This is a genomic window from Catellatospora sp. TT07R-123 (assembly GCF_018327705.1).
Taxonomy (GTDB): Bacteria; Actinomycetota; Actinomycetes; order Mycobacteriales; family Micromonosporaceae; genus Catellatospora.
In genome coordinates, this window is sequence record NZ_BNEM01000001.1 from 2,305,678 (window position 1) to 2,330,850 (window position 25,173).

Sequence of the window (25,173 nt, forward strand, 5' to 3'; positions counted from 1 at the left end):
GGCCCGCCCCGTACCGATGAAGCGTCAGATGTGCTGAAACCGCAACAATGCCTGGTTACCCTCTTCGGAGGTTACTACGAGGGCAGGTGCGGATGCGGCTTCGTGACGTGCTGGAACAGCCCGGGTCGCGGCTGCCCGTGCTCGTGGGTGCGGATGAGCTCGACCGGCCGCTGACCCTGGCGTACACCACCGACCTGCTCGACCCGACCCGCTACCTGACCGGTGGCGAGGTGGTGCTCACCGGGATGATGTGGCGCCGCGACCCCGCCGACTCGGAGCTGTTCGTCTCGCGCCTGGCCGGTGCGGGGGTCGCCGCGCTCGGCGCCGGGGAGGGGCTGCTCGGACCGGTGCCCGACGACCTCGTCCAGGCGTGCGCCCGGCACGGGCTGCCGCTGTTCGCGGTCCCCGCCGACGTGTCGTTCCGCGAGGTCACCGACCGGATCAGCGCGGTGCTGTGGTCCGAACGCGAAGCCGGCGCGGTCGCCGCGCGCAGCCGCCAGCGCGGCCTGGTCGCCCGCCTGTCCGCCGGAGCCGATCTCCCCGAGGTATGGCCCGAATCCGGCGCCTGGCTGCTCAGCTGCACCGGCCGCACCGTCACCGGACCGGCTCTCACCCCCGACCCGGTCACCGCCACGGCCCGCCCGCCGACCGGCGACGCCCGCGCGGCCGCGGCACCGCCCGCCGCGCAGCTGGGGCGGCGCCTGGCGCGGGAGTTCCTGCGCGCCGCCGCGCTGCCGGTGCGGTGCGCGCTGGGCGGGCGGGAGTTCCACCTGGACGCGGTGCCGCCGGGCGAGCGGCCCGGCGGCGTGTTCGTCGTGGTGGAGGGGGACCCGGCGCCGCTGGAGAACCTGGTCGCGCTGGCCGCGCTCGACGCCGCCCGGCAGGACCGGGCCCGCCGCCTGGAACACCGGCTCGCCGAGCAGCTGGTCGCCACCCTGCGCACCGGCGCCGGACGCGCCGAGGTCGCCGCCGCGCTGCGGGCCTGCGGACTGCCGGACGCCGGGCCGCACACCGTGCTGTCCGCCGTCACGACCGGCGCCGACGCCGCGGCGCTGCTGGCCGAGCTGCTGCACCCGGCCGCCGCGGTCGTCGCCGCCGACGGGGACCGGGCCGTGGCCGTCGTCGCCGACGCCGGTCCGGCGATCCGCGACCAGGCCCGGCACCTGGTCTCGGCGGTGCGCGGGCTGCGGCTGACCGCCGGGATCAGCGAGGCCGCCGCCGACCCGGCCGGGCTGCCGTCGGCCCTGGCCCAGGCCGAGCACGCGCTCGCGTACGCCGCGCAGCGGACGGGGCGGGTGCGCGTGGTCGGCAGCGCCGAGCTCGCCTCGCACGAGCTGCTGCTGGCCGCAGTGCCCCGGCACACCCGGGAGGCGTTCGCCGAGCGCCTGCTGGCACCCCTGCGGGAGTACGACGCCACCCACCGCGCCGACCTGGTGCACACCCTGCGCACCTTCCTCGACTGCGACGGCTCGTGGACCCGCTGCGCCGCCGCCATGCACCTGCACGTCAACACGCTGCGCTACCGCATCGGCCGCATCAGCGCCCTGACCGGCCGCAACCTCGACCACTTCCCCGACCGCGTCGACCTGTACCTGGCGCTGCGCGCCGCCGCCTGACCCGCGCCGCACCAGGTGGCGTGCGTGCAGGTTCGGGGAAAGTGCACGAATTCGGGGCCCGATTCCTACAGTTTCCCCGAAACTGCGGGGCCGTCAGGCCTGCGGCAGCCCCCACGGCTGGATCCGCTTGACCGTGGTCGAGGACTGGAGGCGGAACTGCTGCGGCCCGGCGGCGGCCGGCGGGGCGAGCACCACCTCCAGTGCGACGTTCGGGACGCCGGCCGGATCGGCCGCGGGCGCCTCGGCGACCCTGATCCCGATCGCCGTGCCGCCCAGCGGCCCGAACCGGGCGTAGACCGGGGGCACGGCGAGGCCCGCGCTGAACCCGGCTCCGCCCGGCGCCCGCACCCCGGCGGGCAGCGTGCCGTGGTAGCTGCTCAGGCTCGGGAAGTAGGTCCTGGCGAGCGGGTCGTACTCGTAGACGACGACAGCGATCGACGTGACCGCCCTGGCCAGCGACCGGGCCGCCATCATGCGCAGCTGCTGGGCGTTGGCCGGCGACACCCGGCCGCGCAGCGTGATGCTCTGGTCGGGCGCCGTCGACCAGCCCACGTACGACAGCACCGCGACCGCGTTGCTCGCGAACACCTCGGACCCGCCGGGCGCACCCGGGTCGGCCGCCGGCGGCTTCGGGTCGATCGTGTGGAGGTCGGGGGCGACGACGGCGTCGCCGACGACCCACCCCACGATCCGGCCGAACGGCCGGTGCGTGTCCGGCGTGGCGTCGTATCCCTGCGCGACGTCCAGCTCGCGGACGTACTCGGTCGCCATGTGTCTGCTGCCTCTCCTGTCGGCGGACGACCGCTGACCGGCGTGCCCGTGGGGCAGCCGGTGCGGTGTTCGTCATACCTGAGTGACGGTGGGCGCGCGGTGATACCCGGGAGTCCGTGATCCGACAGCGCGGCCGTGGCCGCCGGTTTCAGGTCAGGCGCCGCCGCCGAGGACGGCGTCGCCCTCGGCGGTCTCCTCGGCCGGGGGCCGGTGCTTGTGCACCAGGGCGTCCAGGGAGGTGCCGGTGTCGTTGACCCGCAGCACGAACGGCCGCTGCGGGGTGTAGCGGATCGCGGTGATCGACGACGGCTCGACCTGGATGCGCTGGAACAGGTCCAGGTGCATGCCGAGCGCGTCGGCCACGATCGCCTTGATCACGTCGCCGTGGCTGCACGCGAGCCAGACGGCGTCGTGGCCGTGCGACTCGCTGATGCGCGCGTCCCAGGCGCGTACGGCGGTGACGGCGCGGTTGGCCATCGCCGCCATCGCCTCGCCGCCGGGGAAGGTGACTGCGGCCGGGTGGTGCTGCACCATCGCCCACAGCGGGTTGTCGGCCAGCTCCTTCAGGCCCCGGCCGGACCACTCGCCGTACCCGCACTCGCGCAGGCCGTCCTCGGGCGTGACCGGGGTGCCCGGCAGCGCGAGGTCCAGCGTCTGGCGGCAGCGCAGCAGCGGGCTGCTGATCACCACGGCCAGCGGCAGCCCGGACAGCCGGGCACCGGCCTGCCGGGCCTGTTCGGTGCCGAACTCGTCCAGCTCGACCGGGAGGTCGCCGGCGAGGATGCCGTCGGCGTTGGCGGTGGTGCGACCGTGTCGCAGCAGCAGTAGCGTGGCCACGTCGCCCAGCCTAGGTGGCGCTGATGGTGCTGGTGGCGAGCAGCGCGATGATCGCACCGCCGAGGATCACCCGATACCAGACGAACGCCATCAGGGTGTGGTGGGCGACGAACTTGAGCAGCCAGGCGATCGACGCGTACGCCACGAGGAAGCTCACCAGCGTGCCGACGCCGAGCGCCGCCCCGCTGACCGCGTCGCCGCCCAGCGCGTCCTTCAGCTCGTAGACGCCGGCCGCGACCAGCGCGGGGACGCCCAGGAAGAACGACAGCCGGGTGGCGGTGACGCGGTCGAGGTCGCGCAGCAGACCGGTGGTGATGGTGGCGCCGGAGCGGGACACGCCCGGGATCAGGGCCAGGCACTGGGCGAAGCCGATGATCAGGGTGTCCTTGAGGGTGAGCTGCTTCTCCGAGCGGATCTGGGTGGCGGCGTACTCGGCGAAGGCCATCACGCCCGCCCACACGATCATGGAGCCCGCCACGAACCACAGGCTGCGCAGCGGGCCGGTGATCAGGTCCTTGCCGAGGAAGCCCACGACGCCGATCGGGATGGAGCCGGCGATGACGTACCAGGCCAGGCGGTAGTCGAGGTCGTCGCGGGCGTCTTTGGAGAAGACGCCCTTGAACCAGGCGGAGGCCAGCCGCCCGATGTCCTTGGCGAAGTAGACCAGCACCGCCGCGATCGCCCCGATCTGGATCACGGCGGTGAACGCGGTGACGGCCGTGTCGTCGATCGGCAGGCCCATCAGCTTCTCGGTGATGGTCAGGTGCCCCGTCGAGGAGATCGGGAGGAATTCGGTGATGCCCTCCACGATGCCTAGGACGATCGCCTGCCAGATCGTGATCTCCACCTAGTCTCCCAGTCCACTCTCCGCGTACGCCTCAGCAACAGTACGCAACGTCTCCCGGCCCGAGTCGGCGTCTGCGACGAACAGCGCCAGCGACAGCGTAGTCACGCCCGCGTCGGCGAAGTCACGCAGGCGCCGGGCGATGCGGTCCTTGGGCCCGAGCAGGGACGTCCGGTCGATGAACTCCATCGGCACGGCCTCGGCCGCGTCGCGGTGGCGCCCGGCCAGGAACAGCTCCTGCACCTGCTCGGCGGCCTCGCCGTAGCCCATGCGGGTGGCGAGCTGGTTGTAGAAGTTCTGCTGGCGGCTGCCCATGCCGCCGACGTACAGCGCCGCGTACGCGCGGACCAGCTCGGCACACATGCTCACATCGTCGCCGACCACCACCGGCACCGTCGGCACGACGTCGAAACCGGCCATGGTCTTGCCGGCCTTCTGCCGTCCGCGCTCGATCGCGGCGAGCTGCTCGGCGGCGAACTCGGGCGCGTAGAAGACGGCCAGCCAGCCGTCGGCGATCTCCCCGGCGAGCTCCAGGTTCTTCGGGCCGACCGCGGCCAGGTAGATCGGGATCTCGGTGCGCAGCGGGTGGAAGTTCAGCCGCAGCGACTTGCCGGGGCCGTCGGGCAGCGGCAGGGTGTGGAACTCGCCGTCGTAGCTGACCTGCTTGCGGCTCAGGGCCAGCTTGACGATGTCGACGTACTCCCGGGTGCGCGCCAGCGGCTTGCCGAACCGTACGCCGTGCCAGCCCTCGGAGACCTGCGGCCCGGACACGCCCAGCCCGAGCCGGAACCGGCCGCCGGACAGGGTGTCGATGGTGGCGGCGGTCATCGCGGTGGCGGCCGGGGTGCGGCCGGGGATCTGCATCACGGCGCTGCCGACGTCGATGCGCTCGGTGTGCGCCGCGATCCAGGTCACCAGGCTCGGCGAGTCGGAGCCGTACGCCTCGGCGACCCACGCGCTGGCGAAGCCCAGCCGGTCGGCCTCCTGGGCCAGCTCGACCAGCGTGGCCGGGGTCGACCAGGGGGTGAGGTATCCGATGTTGAGTCCGAGCTTCATGGCGCGCCCTCCCAGGCCGGTGCCCGCACCGGCGCGGACCCCGCCAGGTTACCGGCTAGTAGCGATCATGTGAAGCATGACCCGTGCCTTGCTCGCGGGGCCGTCAGGCGGCGGCGCCCAGCACCTCGCGCAGGCGCCGCGCGTACGCCCGGGGATGGGTGGTGTTGCCGTTGTGCCCGCCCGGGAAGTCGACCGCGGGCGTGCCCAGCAGCGCGGCCAGCTCCATCGCGCAGCGGTGGTCGAAGACGTGGTGCGGGGTGGTCCGGCCGTACGCGGGGACGATGGGAACGCCTGCGGCCCGGACCGCCGCCGGGTCGAGGACGTCGTCCACGACCGCGGTGAAGTCGCGCTCGATGAACACGTCGAAGTTCGCGACGCGGCGGGCGTCCATCGGCTGCGCGGTGAGCCCGGGTTCGGCGTCGGGGTTGGCCGGATCGATGCCGAGCACCTGGGCGATCTGCCCGAGTGCCGCCCGCAGGCCCTCGGCCCGGTAGAGCCGCTGCAGGTCGCGCAGTTCCTCCTGGTGGAAGTCCTGCTCGGTGGGCGGCAGCAGCCGGGGCGCGACCGGCTCGTGCGCGACCAGCACCGCGAGCTGCTCCGGGTGGCGCACCGCCAGGTGCATGCCGATGACCGCGCCGAGGCTGCATCCGAGCATCCGGGCGGGCCGGTCGGTCAGCGCCGCGAGCAGCCGGTGCACGTCATCGGCGTGGTCGGCCATCGTCCAGGGCCGGGCCGGATCGGCCGGGACGCTGCGGGACAGGCCGCGGCGGTCGTACGTCACCACGGTGTAGTCGGCGGCGAGCCGGTCCACCAGGTCGGTGCTGCGCCCGGCGTCGCCCTCCCCGCTCTGGGAGATCAGCAGCAGCGGGCCGGTGCCGCGCACCTCGTAGTAGAGCTCGGCACCGGGCACGGACAGCGTGGCGGCCTGCGCCGCGTTCGTGGTCGTCATGCCTTCAACCTAACCCATCATTTCTGATGTATCAAGTCTGATGCATCAGAAATGATGTAGGCTGCCCGCATGAACGGAGTCGACCTGTTCCTGCTCGGGCGCACGCTGATGAAGATCGGCGAGGAGGCCATCCCCAGTCCGGCGGGCGGTCAGCACCTGGCCGACCGGACCGTCCTGATCGTCGCCGCCGACGTCGCCGCCCATCCCGGCAGCTCGATCAGCGAGATCACCGAGCGCATCGGGTTCCCGCAGAGCGCCGTGTCCGGCAGCGTCGCGCGGCTGCGCGACGCCGGGGCGGTCCGCACCGCTACCGACCCCGCCGACCGGCGCCGCCAGCTCGTACACCCTGCCGAGCAGGTCTCCGACCGGGTCGCCGCGATCCGCGCCAGCGGCGTCGAGGCGGCGCTGGCGGCCGCGCTGGGCACAGCCGACCCCGGCCGGCTGGCGGAGGTCGTCGCCGCATTGGACACCCTCGCCCGCCATCTGGGCCCGGCGGCGCTGACCAAGCTGCGCCGCCCCGGCGGCACCGCCTGACCGGACCACGGATCCGCGGCGCCCAGCCGAGGCGAATACAGTTCAGGACATGCAGCAGCGGCCGCTCGGCAACAGCGGGATGGTGGTCTCCCGGCTGGCCCTGGGCACCATGACGTGGGGTCTGGACACCGACCCCGACGACGCCGGCGCCCAGCTCAAGGCGTATGTGGACGCCGGCGGCACCCTCATCGACACCGCCGACGTGTACGCCGACGGCGAGGCCGAGGCCGTGCTGGGCACCCTGCTCGACGCCATGGTGTCGCGCGACGACATCCTCATCGTCGCCAAGGCCGGGCTGCGCGCCCGCGCCGGGCGCCGCCACGACGGCTCGCGCGGGCACCTGCTGCGCACCCTCGACACCACCCTGCGCCGCCTCGGCGTGTCGTACGTGGACCTGTGGCAGGTGCACGGCAGCGACCCGGACACGCCCTGGGAGGAGACCCTCGCGGCGCTCGACCATGCCGTGGCCGCCGGAAAGGCCCGCTACGCCGGGGTGTCCAACTTCTCCGGCTGGCAGACCGCCCGCGCCGCGACCTGGCAGAAGGCCTGGCCCGGCCGCGCACCCATCGTCGCCACGCAGATGGAGTACAGCCTGCTCCAGCGCGGCATCGAGCGCGAGGTGCTGCCCGCGTGCGCGGCGCTGGGCATCGGGGTGCTGCCCTGGTCACCGCTGGGGCGCGGGGTGCTGACCGGCAAGTACCGCCACGGGCGGCCCGCCGACTCGCGCGGGGCGTCGCCGCACTTCGAGCGCTTCGTGCTGCCGTACCTGCAACCGCGGTGCTCGGCGATCGTCGAGGCGGTCGCCACCGCCGCCGACGGGCTCGGCGTCAGCCCGGCCGAGGTGGCGCTGGCCTGGGTCCGCGACCGGCCCGGGGTGACCGCCCCCGTGCTCGGCGCCCGCGACGTCGGCCAGCTCATGGCGGCGCTCCAGGTCGAGGACGTCGCGCTGCCGTCCGAGATCTCCCGCGCCCTCGACGACGTCTCCGCCATCGCCATCACCTACCCCGAACTCGAGGTCTGACCCGCCCGCCCCGCCCTGACGTCCCCGGGGCGCGTGAATTCCCAGGTCGCGGGATATGGCCCGTGCTTGCCGAAGGCGCCGCGAAGGAGCACGATCGGTGCATGGACTACGAATACGCACCGCTGCGGCTGCCACCAGACATCGACCGGCTGACCGCGGCGGTGCGGCTCGCCATCCAGGCGGAGTACGGCGGGTGGGAGCTGGCCCGGATGCGGCTCATGAAGGACGGCACCCGCCAGGTGCTGCTGCGCCGCCCGCTGCGACTGGCCGTCCTCCCGGGCCCCTCCGCCTGACCAAAGCCGACCTGTCGAAGCCGACCGTTCGGATCTTGTTGAATCAGGGAACCTTCCTTCACGATGTCGCCTACCGGGTCCCGATCATCGGGGCTGTGTACCGAGAAGGCGACAAGTGAACAGACACATTCGAGCCGCGGCCCTGGTCACCATGGCACTGGCGCTGGCCGGCGCGACGGCCTGCACGGCAGAGCAGGCGCCGCCGCGGCCGTCCGGCACTGCCGCGCAGCCGTCACCCAGCCAGGCGCAGACGCCGAGCGCCGCCGCGTCCCCGGCCGCCGCCCCCTCCCCGACCGTGACGCTGCACCAGATCGAGCTCGTCGCGCCGCCGAAGATCGGCAGCCGGGCGAAGTCCACCGACCCCAAGCTGACCTACGCCGCCCAGGGCGTCGAGAACGTGGGCAAGTCGGTGGCCCCGGCCAACAGTCGGGTGATCAGCGCCTTCTACGGCTCCGTACCCGCGAAGAACCTGCTCTTCGTCGCCGCCGTCGCCACGCCGCTGAGCGTCACGCCCGGCGCGCAGGACGCCGCCGAGCTGTTCGACGTCGCCAAGGGGCTGGGGTTCACCCTGCCGACGGAGCTGGGCATCGGCCCGGACAAGCGCTGGGGCGGCCAGGCCGGCTGCGTGAAGGGGTCGTTCCAGAGCAGGTCAGGCGTGGTGTGCGTGTGGTTCGACCGGGAGACCTACGGCGTCGCCTTCCGTGAGGGGGCGGCCAGCGCGAGCGGGATCGAGGAGCTGCGCAAGGCGCGCGACCTGATGGTGCGGCGCACGGCCATCTGACGGGGGTACGACGCGAGCGGCGCGCCCCCCGAGGGGAGCGCGCCGCGACCAGACCTGGTGGAAGCTCAGTCCTGGTCTTCCATGATGTCGCCGTTCAGGTGCTCGTCGAGGCGGGCGACGAGCTTGTCCTGGGCGCCCAGGGTGAACGGGCCGTTGGCGTCGGACTCGTCGAAGTCGTCGGGCTCCAGCGAGTTCTCCACCTCGGCGACGGTGACGATGCCGTCCAGCGGCTCCAGCTCCGGGATGTCCAGCGCCGCGAGCGAGCCGTCGGAGCTCTGCAGCAGCTCCAGCAGCGCGTCGGCGACGGTGGCGACCGGCTCGGTGTCGCCGTCGCTGAGCCCGGCCTCGCGGCGGGCCAGCTCGGCGGCGTTGATCAGTGCCGAGACGCTCGGGATCAGGTAGTCCCGGCGCTGGCGGACAGAGATCACCCGCGGGTGCGGGTCGGTCGGGGCCTGCTCCGCGGCGACCAGGTCGGCCATGAAGCGGTCGGCCTTCTCCAGGTCGATCGGCTCGACCTCCCAGGGCAGCGGCTCGCCGTACGTCTCCGAGAGGGCGTCGTCGTAGGTGACGGCGGCGTTGTTGAACGCCACATAGGCCCGCCAGACCTCGTCGCTGTCGACTTCACCCTTGGCGTCACGGACGGCGGCCAGGTGCGCCCGGGCCGCGGTGATCATCTCTTCCAGCGCAGCCTCGACGGCGGCGTGGTTGTCGCTCATTACTCGGTTACTCCTTCATACGACGAGACAGAGTCGGTGCCGCGGGAGGCTCAACTCTGACGCAGGAACCTGTCCAGAACCCGCACGCCGAACTGTAGTCCCTCCACCGGCACCCGCTCGTCGATGCCGTGGAACAACGCGGAGAAGTTCAGCTCCGCGGGCAGCCGCAACGGGGCGAACCCGAAGCAGCGGATACCCAGCCGGGCGAACGACTTGGCGTCGGTTCCGCCCGACAGCATGTACGGCACCGCCCGCGCTCCCGGATCCTCTGCCTTCAGCGCCAGCGCCATGGCGTCGACCAGTGCCCCGTCGAACGTGGTCTCCAGCGCGTTCTGGCGGTGAATCGACTGTATCTCCAGGTCGGGGCCGAGCACCTCCAGCAGCTGCTCGCGGAACAGCTCGAACTGGCCCGGCAGGGTGCGGCAGTCGATCGTGGCGCTCGCCCGGCTCGGGATCACGTTGTCCTTGTACCCGGCGGCCAGCCTGGTCGGGTTGGCGGTGTTGCGGATCGTCGCGCCGATGATGGTGGCGATCGGCCCGAGCTTGGCGATCGCCGCCTCGGGGTCGTCGGGGTCCAGCTCGATCTGGAGCGCGTCGGCGACCTCGGCCAGGAAGGCGCGCACGGTCGGGGTGACCACGACCGGGAACCGGTGCCGCCCGACCCGGGCCACCGCCTCGCACAGGGCGGTCACGGCGTTGTCGTCGTGCACGAACGAGCCGTGCCCGGGGCGGCCGCTGGCGTGCACGCGCAGCCAGTCGATGCCCTTCTCGGCCGTCTGCACCAGGTACAGCCGCAGGTCGTTGCTCACCGTGTACGAGAAGCCGCCGACCTCGCCGACCGCCTCCGTGCAGCCTTCCAGCAGCTCGGGGTGCTTCTCGACCAGGAAGGTGGCGCCGTACTCGCTGCCGGCCTCCTCGTCGGCGGTGTAGCAGAGCACGATGTCGCGCGGCGGCACGTAGCCGGTGCGCTGCCAGTCGCGCACCACGGCCAGCGACATCGCGTCGAAGTCCTTCATGTCGACCGCGCCGCGGCCCCAGATGCAGTCCCCGCTGGCCCCGTCGCCCTTGATCTCGCCGGACAGCGGGTGCACCGACCACTCGGCGGCGTCGAACGGCACGACGTCGAGGTGGCCGTGCACCAGCAGCGCCCCGCGCGAGCTGTCTCGGCCGGGGATGCGGGTGATCACGTTGGCGCGGCCGGGCCTGCTCTCCACCACCTGCGGGTCCAGGCCGGCCTCGCTGAGGCTGGCCGCGACGTACTCGGCCGCGGCCCGCTCGCCCGCGCTGGTGGCGTGGTCCCCGGTGTTCGTGGTGTCGATGCGGATGAGGTCGCGGCAGAGGTCGATAACCTCGTCGGTGGCGGCAGTACTCATGAGGATCTTCCTACCAGGTCCGGCTGCCCCGGCCCAGTCGAGCACGCTGCCGCCTTCCCGGCCGGGGCACGACCGGCTAGGCTGGGCGCGATGTGAAGGCAAGCCTTTCCTAACCTAGCGCGAACCACCGGGAGACGTAGTGAGCGGCACGCCGCGAGACCCCGCCGCGGAGAGCCTCGCCGACCTGCTCGGCGGGCGCCGGGCCGCCGTCGACGCCACCGTCGGGCCGCTGGCCTTCGGCGTCGGGTGGGCCCTGGGCGGCACGCACGCGCTGGAGTGGGCCGTCGGCGCCGCCGTGGTGGTCAGCGTGCTGCTGGCGGTGTGGCGCGTCAGCGCCGGGGACAAGCCCCGCGCGGTGCTGATCGGGCTGCTCGGCATCGGCTTCGCCGCCCTGATCGCGCTGCGCACCGGGCACGCCGAGGCGTTCTTCCTGATCCGCATCGCCACCAACGCCGCCAGCGCGCTGGCCTGGGCGGTCAGCATCGTGATCCGCTGGCCGCTGCTGGGCGTCGTGGTCGGGCTGGTGCTGCTGCAGGGCACGCGGTGGCGGCACGACCCGGACCTGATGCGGGCGTACAGCCGGGGCAGCTGGGTGTGGGTCGGGCAGTACCTGCTGCGCCTGGCCGTGTGGCTGCCGCTGGCCTGGGCGGGCCTGGTCGGCGCGCTGGCCGCCGCCACCGTGGTGCTGACCTGGCCGCTGATCGCCGCCTGCCTGGCCGCGAGCTGGTGGGTGATGCGCCGCACCCTGCCCGCCGGCCACCCCGGCCTGCGCCACCCCGCCGTCCCCGAACCCGCCCACGCCTGACCGCCCCTCCCGCGTCGCGGGTGGGTGCGGTTTCGGGGAAAGTGCACGAAAGCTCGGCCTGATTCCAGCAGTTTCCCCGAAACGGCACCGCGCTTTGCGTCGGAGAGCGCTCTCGCGTGACACTCACCCTGCGCGTCCCGGTGGAGGGCGTTGGCAGGAGAGGTGGCGGGGATGCGGAGTCCGACGCAGCGGGAGCTGGGCGCGGGGGACGTGGCGGCGTACGCGCGGGCGGCGTTCGGCGACGGGGTGACCGTGGCCGACTGCGCCGAGCTGTCCGGGGGCGGGTTCGCGGCGGTGTGGCGGGCCCGGCTGTCCGACGGCCGCGACGTCGTGCTGAAGGTGGGCCCGCCCGACGACGTGCCGCTGCTGCGGTACGAAGCGGGCATGATCGAGTCCGAGGCGCGCTACTTCCGCCTGGTCGAGCAGCAGGCGCCGCTGGTGCCGGTGCCCCGGGTGCTGCACCACGGCGACGGCTGGCTGTTCACCACCCTGCTGCCCGGCCGCGCCCTCACCGACCTCGACGGCCCGCAGGACGGCGTACGCGAGCAGCTCGGCGCCGCCCTCGCCGCGGTGCACGAGGTGACCGGCGACCGCTTCGGCTACCCCGGCCCGCGCCCGCACGGCGCCAGCTGGAGCACCGCGTTCGCGGCGATGGTGGACGCGCTGCTGGCCGACGCCGAGGACTGGGCGGTGCCGCTGCCGGTGCCCGCCGCGCGGATCCGCGCGGTCGTGGCGTCGTACGCGGACGTCCTCGACCAGGTCACCCGGCCCACGCTGGTCCACTTCGACCTGTGGGACGGCAACGTGCTCGCCGTCGACGGGCGGCTGACCGGCGTCGTCGACGGCGAGCGCTACCTCTACGGCGACCCGCTGGTCGACTTCGTCTCCCCCGCGCTGCCGCACCGGATCGAGGACGAGCCCGACCACCCGTTCGTGCGCGGATACGCCCGCGCGACCGGGCGCCCGGCCGGGTTCGACCGGTCCGAGCAGCGGCGGCTGGCGCTGTACCGGCTCTACCTGTACCTGCTGATGCACGTCGAGGTGCCGAGCCGGGCCATCGACGACCAGGGGCGCGTCGACTTCGTCGCGCGCCTGCTGGCCGAGGAGGCCGACCTGCTCGCGGCCTAGCCGGCCAGCCGCCGCGCCACCTCGGCCAGCAGCGCGGGCACGTCCCCGTCGTCGGCCACCGCGACGCGCGGGCCGGCCGCGGCCGGGTCGGGGTCGACCACGGTGGCGCCGCGCTCCGGGCCGGTGCCGGTGTCCACCAGCACCCGGCCGGGCCGGGTGCGGAACAGTTCGGGGCGCAGCGCGGCCAGCACCGCGATCGCGTCGTGCACCGGCGTCACGTCACCGGAACCCTGCGCGCGGTATGCCCGGCTGTAGAAGTCGAGTGCGGCGGCGGCGCGCTCACCGGCCGGACCGGCGGCCCGCAGCCGCGCCACGTCACCGGCGGGCAGCGTGCACCGCAGCGTCAGGTCGAGCGTGACCTGCGTCGTCGCCACCTCGACCCCCGGATCGGTGAGCACCCGGTATGCCGCCTCCGGGTCCCACCACGCGTTGAACTCGGCGGCCCGGGTGATGTTGCCCGCGCCGACCGCCCCGGCCATCACGACCAGCCGGGCCAGCCGGGCGGCGGCGTCGGGGAACATCGCGTACAGCAGGGCCACGTTGGTCAGCGGTCCGATCGCGACCAGGGTCACCGGGCGGGTCGCGGCGAGGATCGTCTCGGCCAGGAACAGCGCGCCGGACCGGGGGTCGGGGCCGCCGGGCGGGACCGGCAGGTCGATGCCGCCGAGGCCGTCCTCGCCGTGCACGTGCGCGCCGAAGCTCGCCGCCGACCGGACCAGCGGGCGGGCCGCCCCGGCGGCCACCGGGATGTCGGCGCGCCCGGCCAGGGCCAGCACCGCGCGGGCGTTGCGGGTGGTACGGGCCAGGCCCGCGTTGCCGCCGACGGTGCTCACCCCGACCAGGTCGAGTTCCGGACTCGCGCAGGCGACCAGCAGCGCCATCATGTCGTCGATACCCGGATCGCAGTCGATGAGCAGCGCGTCGGCCATACCCCCATTGTCGGAACCGGACGCGGCGGCCGATCGCGGGGGTCCTATGCCGATTCGGACGGTTGTGGACCGGCCGCCCCGACCCCAGGGTGTCGCTATGCCTGTGCCGCGTTACGGCTCCGCCCCCGTGGACCGCCCTTCGGGCCTGATCCCACCCCCTGTCGACCTGGGCGGGGTGACCGAGCTGCGCCTGCACGGCGTGGGCGGCACCACGGCCGAGGACCTGCTCGGCGACCTCGCCCCGCAGCAGGTCTCCGGCGACCGCATCGCCGGGTTCTACCGCACCACCGACCTGCCCGCGCGTCCCGCGTCCCCGCCGGACCCGGAGCACGACCAGCCGTCGCGCCACATCGAGGCGTACTCGTGGGGCGGCCTGACCTCGCGCAGCGGCTCACGCGTGCTGTGGCTGCTGCTGCTGCCGTTCGCGCTGGCCAACCTGGCCGGGTGGATGTGCTCGCCGCGCACCCACCGCAACGGGTTCCTGTTCCGGCTGCACCGCACCGCCGTGCGGTGGACCGCACTGGGCATCACCGTGAACGTCGTGCTGATCACCGCACTGGCGTCGATGGAGCTGATCGGCTACCAGTGCGGCGCCCGCGACGACTGCGCCGGGCAGATCTGGCTGCTCAGCTGGCTGCGGGGCCCGATCCTGGCCGCGCATCCGGCCCAGCGGGTCGCCATCGGCGCGATCCTGCCGCTGCTGGTCGTCGTCGGGCTGGCCATCCTCACCCTGCGCACCATCAACCGGTACGAGGAGATCAAGCCCCCGTTCCTGGCCGGGCAGGAGCCCGAGCGGGAGGCGGCCAGCGCCGCCCAGCCGCGCCGGGGCCTGGCCGACCGCGCCTTCTGGGACGGCCGCCGCAGCGCGTTCGACCAGGGCGTCGCGCACGTGGCCGCCGCCGCGGGCTGGATCGCGCTGGTGCTCGCGCACACCGCGCACACCATCGGCCACGAGGCCGGGCTCGGCTTCACCGAGGAGTACTGGTACACGGCGGCGCTCGCCCTCGGCGGCGTCGCGGTGCTGGGCTCCCTGCTGGTCACCGCCGTCGACGGGGTCCACCGGGTGCTCACCGGCGCCCTGCTGGTCGTCGCGGCGGCGGCGCTGGTCACGGCGGCCGTCTTCGCGGTGCGGCAACCCGGCGCGGACGCGGCCACCCAGTGGAGCTACCTGCCCGGCATGCGCAACTCGATCAACATGGGCTTCATCGGGCTGTTCGGCTCACTGGGCCTGGTCCTGATCTCGTCGCTGCTGGGCGGCTGGCGCAAGGGCACGTTCTTCATCTACGGCCCGTTCGTCGTGCTCAGCGTCAGCATCGCCCTGCTCAACGCGGTGCTGCTGGGCGCGATGCTGCGGGTGATCGACGTGTTCGCCGAGGTGTCGTCGCGGCTGCTGCTGCCCGGCCTCGCCGTCGACACCGACACGCTGTACGTGTACCCGATCGTCGCCACGCTGCACCAGTACCTCACCCTGCCGCCGCTGGCCCTCATCGCCGCGTTCGTGGTGTACGAGCTGGTCTCCTACTGGCGGGCCGGCCTGAACAGCCCCCGGCGCAAGGAGACGCTCGCGTTCTACCTGGACGAGAAGCGCTACCCGAAGCCCGCCGGCGAGGACGGCTGGTACGACAGCGCCGTGGCCGGGGCGGGCGCGACGCGGTGGACCGCCGGGGTGGTGCGGGCCCGCAAGGTCGCCGGAATGGCCCGCCACATCGACCGGCTGCTCACCTCGATGGCGCTGACCGGTCTGATCCTGCTGGTGGCGATCCAGATCCGGTACTGGTACTACCACGAACTGCCCTGGGGCACCCAGTGGACGGTCACCCTCGGCACGTACCTGGCGGCCGCGCTGCCGGTGCTGGTGGTGCTGCTGCTGCGGCGCGGCTGGACCAACCTGGCCAGCCGCCGCCGCATCGGCGTGCTGTGGGACGTGTCGACGTTCTGGCCGCGCGCCTACCACCCGCTGGCCCCGCCGTCCTATGCCGAGCGGGCCGTGCCCGAACTCCAGCGGCGGCTGTGGCGGCTGCACACCAGCGGCGGCCGGGTCGTGGTGGCCGCGCACAGCCAGGGCACCGTGATCGCGGCGGCGGCGCTGCTCCAGGCGGACAACCTGCCCGCCGACGGCCTGTTCTCGCTGGCCACCTTCGGCTCCCCGCTGCGCACGCTGTACGGCTGGGCGTTCCCGGCGTACTTCGGCGACGGGGTGCTGCGCGGGCTCCAGTCGCGGGTCCGGACGTGGCGCAACTTCGCGTACGAGACCGACTTCATCGGCGGCGTCGCGCTCGACCCGCTGATCCCGGCCGGTGTCGACGTGGTGCTGCCGGACCCGGGCACCTGCTGGTACATCTACGGCCAGCCGCAGCCCCTGGCCCGCCGCCACACCGGCTATTGGGACGACCCCGCCATGTGGGGCGAGGTGGACCGGCTCGCCGCCGCCCTGGCGAACCTGTCCGCACCGGCCCCGGCCGACGTGCCGGTGCAGGGCGGACCGCCCGACGACGAGACCCAGGTGACCGTCACCGAGCTGAAGTAGTCAGCACTGAAGTAGTCAGCGCCCCCGCCTGCTGCCGTAGGCGGGGGCGAACAGCACGAGCAGGGCCAGGTCCTCGGTGACGTCGGTGAAGCGGTGCGCCTCGCCCGCCGGCACGAAGACCACCGAGCCTGGCCCGACCTCGGCGTCGCCGGACGGGGTCGTGATCCGGGCGCGCCCGGCCGTCACCACGTAGATCTCGTCCTCGGTGTGCGGCGACTGGTCGTCCACCCCGCCCACCGGGATGCAGTACGTGCCGACCGACAGGTCGTCGTTGGCGAAGTGCTCCGTCCAGTCGTTGCCCGACCCGGCCGCCGGCGCGCTCCAGCGCCCCGCATTCTCGATCACCCGCATGGCCGCCAGCCTACTGTCGCCCCGCGCCGTGCGGCGGCGGGCGCGATGATCACTGTCTCCGGTCAGAATCCGCGCTACAAGGCCAGTTCATGACCGCAGATTGCGATCATCGCCCGGCGGCGGACGCGGCGCCCCGGCGGGCGCGGAGTCAGCTGAGGCCGCGGTTGATGAGTTCGGTGGGCAGGACGATGGTGCGGGGGTGGGTGCGGTCGCCGTCGATGCGGGCGAACAGCAGCTGGGTGGCCTGGCGGGCCAGTTCGCGGGTGTCGTACGAGATGACCGTGAGCGGGCGCGGCATGAGGTGCGACAGCTCGAAGTCGTCGAACCCGACCAGCCCGGCCGCGCTGCCGCGCCGCCACAGCTCCTGCACCACGCCGACGGTGATGCGGTTGTTCAGGGTCAGGAACGCCGTCGGCGGGTCGCGGCGTTCCAGCATCTCGGCGACGGCCGCGGCCGCCCCGGCGGGGTCGCGTACGCCGTCGCGGACCAGTGCCGGGTCCTCGCGCAGGCCCGCCTCGGCCAGGGCCTCGCGCGCGCCCGCGAGCCGCTCGCTCATGGTGTGCACGCCGGTGGAGTCGAGCAGGACGCCGACGCGCTGGTGCCCGGCCGACAGCAGCCGGGCCATGCCCGCGCGGGCGCCGCCGCGGTTGTCCAGCAGCACCGCGTCGGCGTCCAGGCCGATGCCGGGGCGGTCCAGGAACACCACCGGGATGCCGAGCTCGACCTGGGGGCGCAGGTAGCCGTGGTCGCCGTGGGTGGGCACGACGAGCAGCCCGTCGACCCGGCGCGAGCACAGGTCGCGCAGCAGTTGCTCCTCGCGGGCCGGGTCCTCCTCGGAGCTGGCCGACAGCAGCAGGGTGTCGCGCTCGCGGGCGATCTCGGCGGCGACGTGGGCGATGGTCGAGTAGAACGGGTTGGCCAGTTCCTCGATCAGCAGGCCGATGGTGGCGCTGGCCCGGCCGGCGCGCAGCGCGCTGGCCATGTGGTTGCGCTGGAAGCCGAGTTCGGCGGCGACGGCGAGGACCCGGTCGGCCAGGGCGCGCTGCACGTGCGGCTCGCCGTTGATCACGCGGGACACGGTCTTGAGGCTGACGCCGGCCTGTTTCGCAACGTCGACCATGGTCGGACGTCGTCCCGCCCGGCCTGCTCCGGTTCCGCTGTGAGTGGTCACGGCAGAAAACGGTACTCGCTAGTGAGGTTGTGGGTGTACGCGACCCGGACAACGTTGTCATACTCTGCTGGACAAGATTTCCTTCCAGGAGACCTCATGACTGAAACCGCCGTTGACGCCGTCGAGCCGTCACCGCTCGCCCTCGCCGTGGACATCGGCGGAACCAAGCTGGCCGCCGCCCTGATCGGGGCGGACGGGGCGGTGGTGCTGGCCGACCGCGTCGCGACGCCGCAGCCCGGTCCGGGGCCGGGCGCCGCCGAGCAGGTCTGGGCCGCCCTGGCAGACCTGGTCAAGCGCATGGTCGACGCGGCCGGGGACCGCCCCATCGTCGGCGTGGGCGCCAGCACCGCGGGCCCGTTCGACCTGGTCGGCGCGACCATCAGCCCCGTCAACATCCACGCCTGGCGGGGCTTCCCGCTGGTGGACCGGCTGCGCGAGGCGGTGCCGGGAGTGCCCGTGCGGCTGGCGGGCGACGGTTCGTGCGCGGCTGTCGGCGAGCACTGGCGCGGCGCCGGACGCGGCCACGACGACCTGCTGGTGCTGGTGGTGTCCACGGGTGTGGGCGGCGGGATGATCCACGGCGGCCGGCCGTTCCTGGGCGTCGGCGGCAACGCCGCGCACGTCGGGCACATGGTGGTCGACCTGGACGGGGAGCCGTGCCCGTGCGGCGGGCAGGGCTGCGTGGAGGCGCTGTCCAGCGGCCCGAGCATGGTCCGGTACGCGCTGCGGGAGGGCTGGCACGCGACCGGCGAGGGCACCGCGCGCGACCTGGCCGCGGCCGCCCGCGCCGGTGACCCGGTGGCGGTCGCGGCGTTCGAGCGGGCGGGGCGGGCGCTGGCGGCCGGGATCGTGTCGGCGGCGGCGATGTGCGAGCTCAGCCAGGTGGTGATCGGCGGCGGCGTGGCCGAGTCGGCCGACCTGCTGTTCCCGTCGCTGCAAGCCGGGCTGGACCATTTCGGCCGGATGGGCTTCCTGCAGGGCATCGGTCTGCGTACCGCCGAGCTGGGCGGCTCGGCGGGGCTCATCGGCGCGGCCGCCCTGATCCACGAACCGGAGCGGTACTGGTCGTAGCCGCACCGCCCTAGAGTGAGGCGGTGACCCGACAGGAGAAGCTGCGGCGGCTGGAGCCGGTGCAGGTGGTGCTGACCGCGGTGCCGGTCGGCGGGACGGTCCTGGCTGCCTTCATGGATCTGGGACCGTACGGGGTCGGGGTGTTCCTCGCCCTGCTCGGGTGGGCGGCGTGCATCTTCGCCGTCTGCTACCTGTGGACGTTCGCGGCGGTGCTGACGGTCACCCCGGAGGCCGTGGTCGTGGACAACCCGTACGTGCGCCACACGGTGCCCCGGCATCTGCTGCGCGACGTCGTGGGCGGGCAGTTCACGGGAGCTCGCCTGATCGCCGCCGACGCGCCGCCGATCCGGCTGGTGGCGCTGCGCGGCTTCCTGCCCTGGGGATACTCCGACTCGTCGGCGCATCGCAAGGCGCGGCTGGTGCACCGGCTGCTGGCGGAGGTGCCCGCGGACCCGACAGCGCAGGGCGAGGTGCACCGGCGCCTGCGCGCCGGGAACCTCGCCCTGCTCGTGCTCGCCCTCACCGGGCTGGTGGCCGCGTCGTTCTACCTGCTCGCCACCGTCCGGTGAAGGTTCAGGAGTAGACCTCGACCTCGTAGATGCGGGCGGCGTTGTCGGTGGTGGACGTCGGCGCCGAGATGTTCAGCCGGACGTAGCGGCCGGTGGCGCTGACCGCGTGCGTGGTGGTGCTGGCCGTGTTCCCGGTGACGGTGGCCACCGTGGTCCAGGTGCTGCCGTCGGACGAGACCTGGAGGTTGAAGTCCTTCGTGTTCCAGGTCGTGCTCTCCCCGCCCGCACCGGCGTGCCGGACGGTGATCGAGCTGATCGGGAACGACCCGCCCAGGTCCACCTGCCACCACTTGGCGGTGCCCAGCGAGCACCACTTGTCGGTGTTGCCGCCGGTCCAGGTGCCGTTGACGGCCTTGTCCGGGCCCTCGTTGGCGTTGCAGGACGAGTCCGCGGTGGCGGTCTTGTTCAGCGCCACGTTCACGGGGCCGGAGCCGGGGCCGTACGCCTCGAACTCGTAGATCCGGGCGGCGGTGTTGCCGTCGTTGGCCGGGGTGGTGATGTTCAGGCGCAGGTAGCGCGCGCCGACCGTGCCGATCGGGTGGTACGTGCGGCTGGTCCGGTTACCGGAGACCGTGGCCCGCGTGGTCCACGTCGACCCGTCGGTGCTGGTCTGGATGTTGAACGCGCCGGTGTTCCAGCCGCTCTGCTCCCCGCCCAGCGACGCGTGCTTGACCACGAACGACGACACGTTCTGCGTCGAGCCGAGGTCCACCTGGAGGAACTTGGTGGCGGCGCTGGTGCAGAACTTGCTGTTGTTGGTCAGCGAGCTGTCGACGGCCTTCTCCGGGCCCTCGGCGGTGCCGCAGGCGGCCGACCCGGTCGTGGGCTTGCCCGCGGCCAGGTTGGTGCCCAGCACCGGGGCGGGCGCCGGGGCGCTCCACCCGTCGTTGAACGACGGCGGGACGTCGGCCGCGCCGGTGCCCCACGAGCTGGGGCTGGACCCCATGGTGAACGCCAGCGTGGCCCCGGCCGCGACGTCCGGGTAGCGCAGGAAGTTCTTGCTGGTGCCGGTGCCGTTGCGGGAGAACGACTGGACGTACTGGTTGCCGCTGCCCGCGTTGGTGGCGTTGATCTGGATGTTGCCCGCCGCGCGCTGGATCAGGATCGACGGGAACAGCGGGCCGTGCAGGGCGAGCACGTCCGCGCCCGGGGTGGGCGGGTACATGCCCAGGGCGCCCCAGACGTACCAGGCGGAGGTGGCGCCGAGGTCGTCGTTGCCGGGCAGGCCGCCCGCGCCGGTGGTGAACGACTCGGTCATCACCCGGCGCACCGCCGACGAGGTCCCGGCGGGCTTCTGCGCGTAGTTGTACGCCCACGGCACGCTGTGCTCGGGCTCGTTGCCGATGTAGAAGTACGGCAGGCTCAGACCACCGTTGAGCTGGGTGAAGTGGTGGTCCAGCCGCTGCGCGGCCGTCTGCGGGCCGCCCATCAGCGCGATCAGGCTGCCGTAGTTGTACGTGGTCATCCAGGTGTACTGGGCCGCGTTGCCCTCGGTGTAGCCGGACGAGCTCGCCGGGTCCAGCGGCCAGGTCCAGCTGTTGTCGGCGTTGCGCCGGTGGATGTACTGCGACTCCGGGCTGAACACGTTGGCCCACCACTGGGCGCGCGACATGTACGTGTTGTACTTCGCCGTGTCCCCCAGCGCCTGGGCGAACTGGGCCACCGCGAAGTCCGACGCCGAGTACTCCAGCGAGTCGGACGGGTCCTCGTCGATGAAGTGCTGGCTGGTGTACTCGCCCTGGCGGCCGCGGATGGAGCTGCCCTGCGCGGTGCCGCCGTTGGAGCTGTTGTTCATCAGGGTGAGCGCGGCGGCGGTGTCGAACGATCGGGCGCCGAACGCGTACAGGCTGGCGACCACGATCGGGCCCGGGTCGCCGTTCATGATGAAGTCTTCCTGGTTCTGCTGCGACCACTTGGGCAGCAGGCCGCCCTGCTGGCCGTCGAGCACCATCGATTTGGCGATGTCGCTGGCCTCGGTGGGCGCGATCAGCGCCACCAGGGCCGCCCAGGAGCGGTAGATGTCCCAGCCGGAGTAGTTCTGGTACACCGGGTGCGACGCGCTGTGCACCGCGTTGTCGAACCCGCGGTACTGCCCGTTGGTGTCGCTGGCGATGTTCGGGTTCTGCAGCACGTGGTAGAGCGCGGTGTAGAACTTCTGCAGGTCGGTGGCGCTGCCGCCGGTGGCCTGCACCCGGTTGAGGATGTTGTTCCACGCCGTGTCGGCCGCGGTGCGCACCGAGGCGAAGTCCCAGCCGGAGTTCTCCGACAGGTTGGCCTGCGCGTTGGCGATACTCACGAACGAGATCGCGGTCTTGACCTGCACCACCGCGTTGGAGCTCGTGTCGAAGGTCAGGTAGCCGCCGGTGTTGACGCCGCTGCTGGACGTGGAACCGGCCGTGATCGTCGCGCCGTTCCACGTGCCCACGCCGCTGGGGGCCCGGTCGAACGCCATCGCGAAGTAGATCTGGTAGGTCTTCGACGAGCCGCAGAAGCCGCCCGCGGTCACCTGGCCGGTGACGTTCGAGCCGCTGATGCTGATCGACCCGCTGCGGTTGCCGGTGGCGCTGCGGCTGGTGTTGATCAGCACGCGGGCGCTGGTGGTGGCCGGGTAGGTCACCTTCATCATGGTGGTCCGGGTGGTCGCGGTCAGCTCGGCCGCGGTGTTGCCGTACGTCGACAGCACCGCCTTGTAGTAGCCGGCCTGCGCGACCTCGCTGCCCTTGACCTGCGTGGCCTGGTAGTTGGTCCACGCGGTGCCGGGCGAGGTGCCCAGCGCCCCGGTGATCGGCAGGATGCCGATGTCCTCGTTGTTGGAGCAGCCTGCCCCGTTGAAGTGGGTGAGGCTGAACTCCTGGATCTGGGAGTCGCCGAACCTGTAGCCCGACGGGGAGGCGGTCGGGGTGTCCGGGCTGAACTGCACCATGCCGAACGGCAGGACCGGGCCGGGGACGGTGCTGCCGCCCGCCCCGCCGCCGACGGGGTTGGGCGAGTTGCTGTCGTCGGTCCCGATGAACGGGTTGACGTACTGCGTGAGGTTCAGATTGGCCGCATGGGCGGGCGCGGCGACGGCGGTGGCGGCCGCGCTGGCGACGAGGCTCACCGCGGCGAGTAGCGCCAGGCGGCGCAGGGGTTGCCGGGATCGGGACATGCCTGTTCTCCTCAGGGACGGAGACAACGTTGTCAACGTGCACCTGACAGACAAGCCTCTTAACTGAAACATGTCAATACTTCCGGCCAAGAATGCCGCGCGGCACCCTTCTGCTCCCCCGCCCGGCTTCACTACGCTGGGGCGATGTCCAGCGAGATGTTGTACACCAAGGTCTTCGGCCTCGTGATCGGAATCCTGCTGCTGGTCGCGGCCATCCGCTGGATGTTCGGCAAGAAGTGAGGCCGGCCGGGCGACGGGGCCCCGCCGCGCGCCGCCGTAGGGCAGGATCTGGCCGTGTTCAGACTTCGCCGCGCCACCGCCGCGCTGGTGCTCGTGAGCCTGCTCGGCGCCTGCGGCCAGGACTTCCGGACCGACGTCATGACTCCGGTCAGCGACACCACCGTGCACGCCGCCGCCGACCGGCTGCTCGGCCCGCCCGTCCTGCTGGACCCGACGACGGTTCTGTACGTCGCCTTCGACGGCGACAGTTCGGACGTGCCACAGTCGACGCACGTGGTGAACCTGGCCGACGGCACGGACCGGACGCTGAAGTTCACCTCCGACCACTGCCCCGACGCGTTCCTGGCGTGGGTCAGCGGATTCGCCGACGGTGAGCCGGTCGGCGTCGCCGAATGCGGGGACATGGACACGCGAGCACTGGTCCGCATCGATCCGCTCGGCTCAAGGCTGACCGTCCTCGCCGAGCTGCCACCGCTGCTGGCGTTCTCGCCGCCGTCGCGCGGCAACACCGGCGTGCTGGTCTCCCGCGACCCCGGCCAGTGGACCGCCACCTGCCGCGCACTGAAGGTGTTCACCGCCGGGAACTGGGCCCAGGTCGGACCCCTGACCCCCGTGGGTGCGCTGACCTGGGACGCGGACCGGCTCCTCGGCGGTGAGGGCTTCTGCCAGCCGCATGACAACGTGCTGGGCATCGCGGCGACGGGCACGAAGGTGTACGTCGTGGCGACGCAGAACCAGCAGACCTGTCGACCGTGGGACACCCCGCATGACGGATCGGGCAGCGGCTGCGGCGTGTACGAAGTCGACCTGGCCGCCCAAACGATCCGGCAGCTCGCCGACGGATTCGACGGGTTCACCGAGATCAGCGCGGCCGGACCGTACGGCGCCGTGATGTCGGCCGTCCGGGACGGCCAGTCCGGCCTGTGGCTGGTCGGCGGCCATGACCATACGGTGACGTTGCTGGAGAGCGGCGTGTTCAGCGGCCCCTCGGTCACCCCGTCCGGCGACGTGGTGGCGGCGGTCGGCAGCGACGACGAGGAGTGCCGCATCGTAAAGATCAAACTGCCTTAGCCCGACCCTCCGACCCGATCACGCCGCCTGGCGTCAGTGCGCTCCGTCCACCAGGGTGCTGCCGGTGGCCGACGGCTCGGGCGACGGTTGCGGCGGATCGAAGATCGCCAGCCGATCCTCCATGGCGAAGTTGGTGACCAGCATGCCCAGCGGCGGATTGCGCTGGCTCGACGCCTGCGCCCCGTTGACGTCCGGGGTGTTCGTGATGGTCACCATGATCAGCGTATGGCCGGTGAACAGCAGCACCGTCCACAGCTGCGCGTCGGTGCCCAGGTTGAACCCGGCCCGGCGGTCCGGCGGGTCGTCGCGCAGGCCGTACTGCTCGATCAGGCCGTCGCCGTCGGTGGTGCTGCTGAACCCGCACCAGGTCAGCCGCTGGCAGTGGCTCAGGCCCGGAACCAGTGTCGTCGGCGCCACCGACACCGTCAGCGTGCCATAGCCGGACGAGCCGACGATCTGCAGGCTCACCGTCAGCGCGCCCGCCGCCAGCTCCGGATCGGCCAGCGCCGCCAGCGGCCTCTTGTCCCCGCCGTCGGCCAGGCCCAGGTCGACCCGGCGCAGGCCCATCGGGTTGATCCTGGTCGTCACCAGGTCGGCCATCAGGCAGGCGAACTTCTCCGCCCGGTCCTTGTCCGCCGGCACCGGCTCGTCCTGCGGCAGCGGCAGGTCGCCCGCGAGCGTCGCCAGCCGGGCCGCCCCGCGCTCGCCCGCCTGCGGGGGCTGCGCCGGGGCCTGGCGGGTCAGCGACGGCAGCGGCGTCTCCGGCGGCGCCAGGTCCATGCAGCCGACCACCTCGGGCAGCGGGCCGCCGCCGGGATCGGGCCGCAGCACGACGACGCCGTACCCGATGCCCGCCGCGACCAGCACCGTGGTGGCCGCGCTGAGCCAGCGCTCGCGTCGGCGCTGGCGGCGGCCCGTCTCCAGCAGCTCGGCCGAGGCCAGGCCGGACGGCGGCTCCGGGCCCTCGGGCGGGGCGCCCTCACCGAACCGGCGCAGCGAGCGCAGCAGCGTACGCTGCGCGAACGCCTCCGGCGGCTCGTAACCCAGGGACGGCCAGCGCCGGTACAGCCGCAGCAGGGTCCGCCGCACCAGTTGCTCGGCCAGCGTCCAGTCCCGGCACCGGGCGTACGCCTGGCGCCGCAGCCCCGGCCCCAGCACCGCCACGAACTCGGCGAACTCGCCCTCCCACGCACGCATCCCCATAGTCAACACAATGGATGCCCCGCCCGGCATCCCCCGCCCACCCCCTGGACGCCGCCCCCCTCCCGCCCCATCCCGCCCCCGTCCCGCCCCCGTCCCAGCGCAAGTTCCCGGGGTCCCAACGCAAGTTGCCGGGCAATCGGGCGAATGAGTGCTCCTCATTCGCCCGATT

At 73.0% G+C, this 25,173-nt stretch carries 23 protein-coding genes; 11 read left to right on the forward strand and 12 right to left on the reverse strand.

The features are described 5' to 3' along the window. Positions 1-92: 92 nt before the first annotated feature. Positions 93-1,616 (forward strand): PucR family transcriptional regulator ligand-binding domain-containing protein, encoded by a 1,524-nt coding sequence (locus Cs7R123_RS09750; RefSeq protein WP_212825320.1) that lies wholly within the window; start codon positions 93-95, stop codon positions 1,614-1,616. 93 nt (positions 1,617-1,709) lie between these two features. Here Cs7R123_RS09750 and Cs7R123_RS09755 read toward each other — a convergent pair whose 3' ends face one another. The 5 genes from Cs7R123_RS09755 to Cs7R123_RS09775 form a co-directional block, all read right to left on the reverse strand. Next, positions 1,710-2,387: a hypothetical protein gene (locus Cs7R123_RS09755; protein WP_212825322.1), complete on the reverse strand. Its 678-nt coding sequence runs from the start codon at positions 2,385-2,387 to the stop codon at positions 1,710-1,712. Between the two features lie 153 nt (positions 2,388-2,540). Beyond that, the gene (locus Cs7R123_RS09760; protein ID WP_212829048.1) at positions 2,541-3,233 is read right to left on the reverse strand and encodes an MSMEG_4193 family putative phosphomutase; all 693 of its coding nucleotides are present in this window, start codon (positions 3,231-3,233) and stop codon (positions 2,541-2,543) included. A gap of 1 nt (position 3,234) precedes the next feature. Continuing rightward, complete coding sequence (locus tag Cs7R123_RS09765) at positions 3,235-4,065, reverse strand: undecaprenyl-diphosphate phosphatase (protein ID WP_212829047.1); 831 nt, start codon at positions 4,063-4,065, stop codon at positions 3,235-3,237. Between the two features lie 6 nt (positions 4,066-4,071). Continuing rightward, positions 4,072-5,124 carry an LLM class F420-dependent oxidoreductase gene (locus Cs7R123_RS09770; protein ID WP_212825324.1) on the reverse strand — a complete coding sequence of 351 codons (1,053 nt, stop codon included), beginning with the start codon at positions 5,122-5,124 and terminating at the stop codon, positions 4,072-4,074. Between the two features lie 103 nt (positions 5,125-5,227). Further along, the gene (locus tag Cs7R123_RS09775; protein WP_212825326.1) at positions 5,228-6,073 is read right to left on the reverse strand and encodes an alpha/beta fold hydrolase; all 846 of its coding nucleotides are present in this window, start codon (positions 6,071-6,073) and stop codon (positions 5,228-5,230) included. 69 nt (positions 6,074-6,142) lie between these two features. Between Cs7R123_RS09775 and Cs7R123_RS09780 the strand changes: the two genes are divergently transcribed. From Cs7R123_RS09780 to Cs7R123_RS09795, 4 genes are all read left to right on the forward strand, one after another. Then, positions 6,143-6,607 carry a helix-turn-helix domain-containing protein gene (locus tag Cs7R123_RS09780; RefSeq protein WP_212825329.1) on the forward strand — a complete coding sequence of 155 codons (465 nt, stop codon included), beginning with the start codon at positions 6,143-6,145 and terminating at the stop codon, positions 6,605-6,607. Positions 6,608-6,656: 49 nt separating this feature from the next. Further along, entirely contained in the window at positions 6,657-7,628 is a 972-nt protein-coding gene (locus Cs7R123_RS09785) for an aldo/keto reductase (RefSeq protein ID WP_212825331.1), read from the forward strand. A gap of 101 nt (positions 7,629-7,729) precedes the next feature. Then, on the forward strand, positions 7,730-7,921 hold the full coding sequence (locus tag Cs7R123_RS09790; RefSeq protein WP_212825334.1) for a DUF5703 family protein: 192 nt from the start codon (positions 7,730-7,732) through the stop codon (positions 7,919-7,921). Between the two features lie 115 nt (positions 7,922-8,036). Beyond that, positions 8,037-8,702 (forward strand): hypothetical protein, encoded by a 666-nt coding sequence (locus Cs7R123_RS09795; protein ID WP_212825336.1) that lies wholly within the window; start codon positions 8,037-8,039, stop codon positions 8,700-8,702. A 65-nt stretch (positions 8,703-8,767) separates the two neighbouring features. Here Cs7R123_RS09795 and Cs7R123_RS09800 read toward each other — a convergent pair whose 3' ends face one another. Together Cs7R123_RS09800 and Cs7R123_RS09805 are read right to left on the reverse strand one after the other, a co-directional pair. Continuing rightward, positions 8,768-9,418: a hypothetical protein gene (locus Cs7R123_RS09800; protein WP_212825338.1), complete on the reverse strand. Its 651-nt coding sequence runs from the start codon at positions 9,416-9,418 to the stop codon at positions 8,768-8,770. Between the two features lie 50 nt (positions 9,419-9,468). Next, positions 9,469-10,791: a M20/M25/M40 family metallo-hydrolase gene (locus Cs7R123_RS09805; protein ID WP_212825340.1), complete on the reverse strand. Its 1,323-nt coding sequence runs from the start codon at positions 10,789-10,791 to the stop codon at positions 9,469-9,471. 139 nt (positions 10,792-10,930) lie between these two features. On the opposite strand from Cs7R123_RS09805, the gene Cs7R123_RS09810 reads away from it, so the two are divergent. Together Cs7R123_RS09810 and Cs7R123_RS09815 are read left to right on the forward strand one after the other, a co-directional pair. Continuing rightward, on the forward strand, positions 10,931-11,596 hold the full coding sequence (locus Cs7R123_RS09810) for a DUF3159 domain-containing protein (protein ID WP_212825342.1): 666 nt from the start codon (positions 10,931-10,933) through the stop codon (positions 11,594-11,596). A 171-nt stretch (positions 11,597-11,767) separates the two neighbouring features. Continuing rightward, complete coding sequence (locus Cs7R123_RS09815; protein WP_212825344.1) at positions 11,768-12,724, forward strand: phosphotransferase family protein; 957 nt, start codon at positions 11,768-11,770, stop codon at positions 12,722-12,724. On the opposite strand, the gene Cs7R123_RS09820 is transcribed toward Cs7R123_RS09815, so the two are convergent. Next, positions 12,721-13,653 (reverse strand): nucleoside hydrolase, encoded by a 933-nt coding sequence (locus Cs7R123_RS09820; RefSeq protein ID WP_212825346.1) that lies wholly within the window; start codon positions 13,651-13,653, stop codon positions 12,721-12,723. The genes Cs7R123_RS09815 and Cs7R123_RS09820 overlap by 4 nt on opposite strands. A gap of 97 nt (positions 13,654-13,750) precedes the next feature. Between Cs7R123_RS09820 and Cs7R123_RS09825 the strand changes: the two genes are divergently transcribed. Beyond that, positions 13,751-16,180, forward strand: coding sequence for a hypothetical protein (locus Cs7R123_RS09825; RefSeq protein WP_212825348.1), 2,430 nt, complete (start codon positions 13,751-13,753; stop codon positions 16,178-16,180). A 15-nt stretch (positions 16,181-16,195) separates the two neighbouring features. Here the strand turns inward: Cs7R123_RS09825 and Cs7R123_RS09830 are convergent, their stop codons facing one another. Together Cs7R123_RS09830 and Cs7R123_RS09835 are read right to left on the reverse strand one after the other, a co-directional pair. Then, entirely contained in the window at positions 16,196-16,531 is a 336-nt protein-coding gene (locus Cs7R123_RS09830; RefSeq protein ID WP_212825350.1) for a cupin domain-containing protein, read from the reverse strand. 148 nt (positions 16,532-16,679) lie between these two features. Then, positions 16,680-17,651, reverse strand: coding sequence for a LacI family DNA-binding transcriptional regulator (locus tag Cs7R123_RS09835; protein WP_212825352.1), 972 nt, complete (start codon positions 17,649-17,651; stop codon positions 16,680-16,682). Positions 17,652-17,798: 147 nt separating this feature from the next. On the opposite strand from Cs7R123_RS09835, the gene Cs7R123_RS09840 reads away from it, so the two are divergent. Both Cs7R123_RS09840 and Cs7R123_RS09845 read left to right on the forward strand, forming a co-directional pair. After that, positions 17,799-18,773, forward strand: a complete 975-nt coding sequence (locus tag Cs7R123_RS09840; RefSeq protein ID WP_212825354.1) for an ROK family protein — start codon at positions 17,799-17,801, stop codon at positions 18,771-18,773. A 23-nt stretch (positions 18,774-18,796) separates the two neighbouring features. Beyond that, positions 18,797-19,342, forward strand: a complete 546-nt coding sequence (locus Cs7R123_RS09845; protein WP_212825356.1) for a hypothetical protein — start codon at positions 18,797-18,799, stop codon at positions 19,340-19,342. Positions 19,343-19,346: 4 nt separating this feature from the next. Here the strand turns inward: Cs7R123_RS09845 and Cs7R123_RS09850 are convergent, their stop codons facing one another. Further along, positions 19,347-22,490 (reverse strand): GH92 family glycosyl hydrolase, encoded by a 3,144-nt coding sequence (locus tag Cs7R123_RS09850; RefSeq protein WP_212825358.1) that lies wholly within the window; start codon positions 22,488-22,490, stop codon positions 19,347-19,349. A gap of 294 nt (positions 22,491-22,784) precedes the next feature. On the opposite strand from Cs7R123_RS09850, the gene Cs7R123_RS09855 reads away from it, so the two are divergent. Next, positions 22,785-23,801, forward strand: a complete 1,017-nt coding sequence (locus Cs7R123_RS09855) for a hypothetical protein (protein ID WP_212825360.1) — start codon at positions 22,785-22,787, stop codon at positions 23,799-23,801. A 33-nt stretch (positions 23,802-23,834) separates the two neighbouring features. Here the strand turns inward: Cs7R123_RS09855 and Cs7R123_RS09860 are convergent, their stop codons facing one another. Continuing rightward, positions 23,835-25,004, reverse strand: coding sequence for a hypothetical protein (locus Cs7R123_RS09860; RefSeq protein WP_212825362.1), 1,170 nt, complete (start codon positions 25,002-25,004; stop codon positions 23,835-23,837). Positions 25,005-25,173 lie beyond the last annotated feature (169 nt).